The sequence below is a fragment of the Terrisporobacter muris genome, assembly GCF_024621905.1.
GTDB classification, from domain to species: Bacteria; Bacillota; Clostridia; order Peptostreptococcales; family Peptostreptococcaceae; genus Terrisporobacter; species Terrisporobacter muris.
Genome location: NZ_JANKBY010000267.1, coordinates 1 through 5,213, shown reverse-complemented (window position 1 = coordinate 5,213; position 5,213 = coordinate 1). Strand labels below are relative to the sequence as shown.

General features: G+C 27.6%; 7 protein-coding genes. 1 reads left to right on the top strand and 6 read right to left on the bottom strand.

Annotation, left to right across the window (positions count from 1 at the left end):
- Positions 1–395, top strand: a 395-nt coding sequence (locus NSA58_RS15625; protein ID WP_257560661.1) for a rhodanese-like domain-containing protein, incomplete at its 5' end; no start/stop codon positions are given.
- A 92-nt stretch (positions 396–487) separates the two neighbouring features.
- On the opposite strand, the gene NSA58_RS15620 is transcribed toward NSA58_RS15625, so the two are convergent.
- The 6 genes from NSA58_RS15620 to NSA58_RS15595 all read right to left on the bottom strand — a co-directional run bounded on the left by NSA58_RS15620 (position 488) and on the right by NSA58_RS15595 (position 4,851).
- Complete coding sequence (locus NSA58_RS15620; RefSeq protein ID WP_257560660.1) at positions 488–700, bottom strand: hypothetical protein; 213 nt, start codon at positions 698–700, stop codon at positions 488–490.
- Positions 701–1,018: 318 nt separating this feature from the next.
- Positions 1,019–1,168, bottom strand: coding sequence for a hypothetical protein (locus tag NSA58_RS15615; protein ID WP_257560659.1), 150 nt, complete (start codon positions 1,166–1,168; stop codon positions 1,019–1,021).
- A 116-nt stretch (positions 1,169–1,284) separates the two neighbouring features.
- Positions 1,285–2,451, bottom strand: a complete 1,167-nt coding sequence (locus tag NSA58_RS15610) for a DHHW family protein (RefSeq protein WP_074429083.1) — start codon at positions 2,449–2,451, stop codon at positions 1,285–1,287.
- Between the two features lie 18 nt (positions 2,452–2,469).
- Positions 2,470–3,876 (bottom strand): MBOAT family O-acyltransferase, encoded by a 1,407-nt coding sequence (locus NSA58_RS15605; RefSeq protein WP_257560658.1) that lies wholly within the window; start codon positions 3,874–3,876, stop codon positions 2,470–2,472.
- Positions 3,877–3,898: 22 nt separating this feature from the next.
- Positions 3,899–4,372, bottom strand: coding sequence for a DUF4358 domain-containing protein (locus NSA58_RS15600; protein WP_039680127.1), 474 nt, complete (start codon positions 4,370–4,372; stop codon positions 3,899–3,901).
- Positions 4,373–4,386: 14 nt separating this feature from the next.
- Entirely contained in the window at positions 4,387–4,851 is a 465-nt protein-coding gene (locus NSA58_RS15595) for a GDSL-type esterase/lipase family protein (RefSeq protein WP_039680126.1), read from the bottom strand.
- Positions 4,852–5,213: the final 362 nt, after the last annotated feature.

Sequence of the window (5,213 nt, the reverse complement as noted above, 5' to 3'; positions counted from 1 at the left end):
AATATTTAATTAAATATAATGATATTACAGATGAAGTTACAATTGATGCAAGGACCGAGGATCAATATAATTCTGATAAAATATTACAACACAATATACCTATTATTAATAAGGTTCAATATGATTTTCTCCATAAACATTTAATTATTGCAGAGCTAGTTATAATATATGGTTTGTTAAAAAATATAAAAAATATAAAATCAGATTTACTAAAAATCTCTAATAATAAAAAATTCAAAATTATCATTGCTTGTTCTAAAGGAAGACTTAGAAGCCCTACTTTATGGGCATACGCAAAGTTACTCGGTATAGATGCAAAAGTTCTAGATGGTGGAATTGTATCTATTAAATCAAATGAATTAAATGAAGTTTTATGTAAAAATTTAAAGCTATGAATTGGAAGTATAAATCTCCTTTTCATAGCTTTTTGTCTTATTTAATAATATTTTTGTTTTTCTTAGTATTAATTCATTGTCTAAAATTAGTGTTAGCAGCAGCAGTCATCTTCTTGCATGAAGAATAGTAACATAACGATTAATATTATCCATATTATTGCTGAATCTTCACAGAATAAAAATTCTAGTAAATCGTCTCCCACCATAAACATAAAGAATATAACTATTAATGGTAATAGCCATCCTCCAAAACACCCAAAATCAAAACCGCCAAATAATCTTGAAAGATTTGCATTTTCTGACATAATAACTTCTCCTTTTTTAATATTTAATAAGCTTCTTGCTTATTTACTATAAAATATGATTTTATTGGCTATTTTGTTACAATTTCTCCCTTAAATATTAACTTTTCAGAATTAATGTTTTTTATTTTTATAATACTGCTGAAATAAATAAAAGAATTGAACTAAATAGTTCGATTCTTTTATTTATTTAATTCCTAAAAGCTTATATACGAATCCAGGTTCTTTAACTTCTTCTTCATTTAAACAATTTCTAGTATCAAGTATTATATCTTCTTTCATTTCTTCCATCTTTGTAGTAATTAAACATAAATTCATCAGTTATAACAGCAATATTTTTTTATTTTTCTCATAATATCTACTACCATTACTTTCTGGTATATATTTACTTAATTCTAGCAAATCTTCTCTTATATCCTTATTGTAGTTATCATTTAAATATTTTATATATGATTCATCATTATTTCTCATAAAAACATCTCATTCCTACATATATACTATTCTTTATGTAGTAGTTGAGTTCTAAATTTATAAAAAAACAGCAGCCAGTCTTCATCTAATGGTGATTCCTGCGCTGCTGTTTTTATTTATTCATTATTTAATACTGGTGATAGTGACGTATCATTGAAGAAAGTATTAGCATTATATAAGTATAATACCTCATCAACACTTTCTTGTTCCATCAACTTATCTATATCTTCATAGTAGTATCTTGGATCAACCACTATTATATTACTAAAATCTTTTACTAAGAATGGTATAAAACTATTAGCATAAGAGTCTTTAAAAATTAATAGAGTCTTATCATTTCTAGCATCTGTTTTTATTTTTACTAAAGGATGGTTTCCTTTAAGGAAAACTTCGTAGTTATCCTTTTTTTCCAGTGCCTCACTATTATAAAGTGTAGCTGTTTTTTCTTGCTCTTCTACGTAGTTTACTACCACATGTTCTGAATCTTCTTTTTCAGGTAAATAAACATTTACTTTATCTCCTTCTTTCACATCATATCCACTTTTTGATGATAGCGCTCCAAAGAAGTCGTTTGAAACTAGCTGTTGCTTATAATAATTCTCTGGTGTTTCATCAAGTCCCATAGATTTAGCTAATTCTTTGTATGAATAGAAAGCTCCAAGTGACGTCCAGTGATGATCTGTCTTATAGTAAATATATTCATTTCTATGGTCATACATCGTTTTATAACTATCTACAAATGTTACACTAGATGGTAATTTATCTTTGTAAGATTGTAAATACGATTCTTGATCTATAACGGGTGCATCCATAGGTAATTTATCTTTCAATATACTTACTGCAGTTGGAGATATTAACATGTACTGTTTTACATCTTTATATCTAACAGAAAAATTATTTATAGCCTTCAAATTTTCATTTACAGCTTCCTCATTAGGCTTGCTAAAGTTTTCTATCAGATATCCATCTTCTCCTAGGAAAACTCCATTAGACTCTTTTTTACCTAATAGCTTGTCCACATTCATCTTTACATTTGTAAAGAAATCTCTTCCTATAAACTGATCAACCACATAGTCTTCAAACTTAGAAGTAAATCTTCCTTCTATTAATCTATCTACTGTAAATCTTGGCTTACCTGCCAACATTCTATTTTCACTTTCTGAAAAAGTCTTATCCTTTGTTATTATATTAGCTCCAACAACTAATACTAAAAAAAGTATAAATAATACTGCTGAAGTTTTATAATATTGTCTTTGTTTATTTATAATATTTTTTCTTTTCATATTTAATTACGTCCTTTCCTAGAATCTAAAATATAGGAACGGATTATAAGTTTCATTCACTAAATAAGCCGTAGCTAAAAATAGAATTAACATATACGCTATTAAAGACGCATTAACATATCTTGATTTTGATTTTACAACTATTTTGTCTAAAGCAGTTTTCACAATAGGTGTTGAGCATATTGCTAAAATTACAAACATAATTGCATTTGTATATAGATAATAAATTCCTGCACTATCCATAATCACATTATGTCCAAATCCAAACATTATCTTTATATAATCCAATGCATAAGATAGTGTTGGACTAGCAAAGAATACCCATCCTATTATAACTAATAACATGGTATAAATATGTTTTATAAACCTTGGTGTTTTTTCTAAAATTCTAGCAAATACCATTTTTTCTAGTAAAAGAATTACACCATAATATAAACCCCATACTATAAAGTTCCAACTTGCTCCATGCCAAAGTCCTGTTAAAAACCATACGGCAAATATATTTCTTATTTGCTTTCCAAGACTAACTCTATTTCCTCCTAAAGGTATATAAATATAATCTCTAAACCAAGAGCCTAAAGATATATGCCATCTTCTCCAAAACTCTGTTACGCTTGTTGAAATATATGGGAAGTTGAAGTTTTCTATAAAGTCAAATCCAAACATCTTACCTAAACCTATTGCCATATCTGAATATCCACTAAAGTCAAAATATATTTGGAAAGTATAAGCTATTATTCCTATCCAAGCTATTAATACAGACATACTTCCAAGGTCCGTAGCGCTTATTGTTGTCCATATTAGACCTATGTTGTTAGCTAACAATACTTTCTTTCCTAAACCTTGAATAAAACGCTCTACTCCTTGTCCAAACTTTTCAAGGGACTCTTCTCTATAATTTAATTGTTCTTCTATTGTTTCATACTGCACTATAGGCCCAGCAACTAACTGAGGGAACATTGTCACATAAGCTCCAAAAGAAACAAGGCTTCTTTGTACCTTAACCTTTCCTAGGTACACATCTACAATATAAGATAATACTTGGAATGTATAGAATGAGATCCCCACTGGCAAACTCAATTCATTAAAAGGAATATTAATTGAAAAAATACTATTAATATTACCTATGATAAATCCAACATATTTAAAGAATACTAAAATTCCCACATTAACTAAAAGAGTAAATATGAAAAATCTCTTTGATTTTTTCCTATCCCTTTTATATTTATCTATTTTCAACGCCATAATATAATCAAATATAATTGTTCCTATCATAAGGAAGATATATACAGGTTCTCCCCATGCATAAAATACTAAACTTGTTAGCAATAATATGGCATTTTTAAATTTCTTTGGTGAAATATAATAAATTAAAAGTGATATTGGTAGAAATGTAAATAAAAAAACTATACTACTGAATACCATTTAATCGCCTCCTCTGAAATGCTTACTGCTTAATACTATCTAAAAATGCTTCTTTAATTTGGTTTGCATTTTCAGAGACAGCAAAAAACACAAAGTCACCCTTAGTTTTTAACTCATAATCATTAACTAAAGCACACTGCTCTGGTCCATATCCTGAGAAACTTTGTAGCTGATAATTAATTCTAGAATCAATACTATCTTCTAAAGATTCAATTTGAGATTTATCTTTTACCTTAACTATTAATACTTCATTTACATCCATTGTTGACTGTGGTGTATATAAAATAAAACCATCATAGTCATTGGCATTTAATTTATAAAAACGTTTAAGAGATTTACTATCTCCTTTTTCCATTTTTTCAAACTTTACTTCTTTTTTCATACTATTTTCTATTTGATCCACACTTTTATCATTGTTAACTCCACAACCAGCTGTAATTAAAGTGGTTACTAGTAATGTGGCAACCAGTAACTTCTTTTTTAACTTAATATTCATCTATTTCTCCCTCCTTATAAATTCGCCTTTTGTATCAATAATTCAACCCATCTTTTATTAAAATTTGGTTTGAAATGTATTCCATCACTTTCATATGAACTATCATCTACTATTGATGAGGCATCTATATAAGTGACTCCTTGTTTATTACACATATCCATGATGGCTGCATTAAACTGTGGTACATTTTTTAAGGCTGGAGATTTACTTATTGCTTTACTATTTACTCTAAATATTGAGTTTACATAAATTTTTGTATTTGGTAATTTATTTTGGATATCTTTTATTATTTTTTCATATTCCTTTATAAAATCTAAAGGATTACCATATATTTGTATATCATTTAACCCATAAGTTAAGAAAATATTTTTCGGTGCCAAATTAATAGCTTTATTTATATCGCCTTCTTTTTGTGCACTCTTAAGATTTCTTCCTTTATAAGCAACCACTGATGAGTTATTTAAAATTTCATATGACACTATGGATTCAGCCCTTGAATCTCCTAGTATAACTGAATTTGAAAACTTATCTATAAGATCAACTTTTTCATTATTATTTTCTTTATTTATATTAATTCCTTGTAAACTCGACTGTACAAGGTCAATTTTTTCCTCTGATTCTAATACATCTTTATTTTCTAATACCTTTATTATTTCAATTCCCTTGATAACTTGTGACTCTTCTCTTTTATCCGTATTATTAAGAGCATCAGTACTACCATTAAGTTTTATTACCCCTATAATAGTACCTATCGATATTATTGAAATAGCCCATGCTTTCTTTTTGATAATAATTCCTCCCTTGCTGTCAACTTACCTTTCTTATCACAAATAATATTATA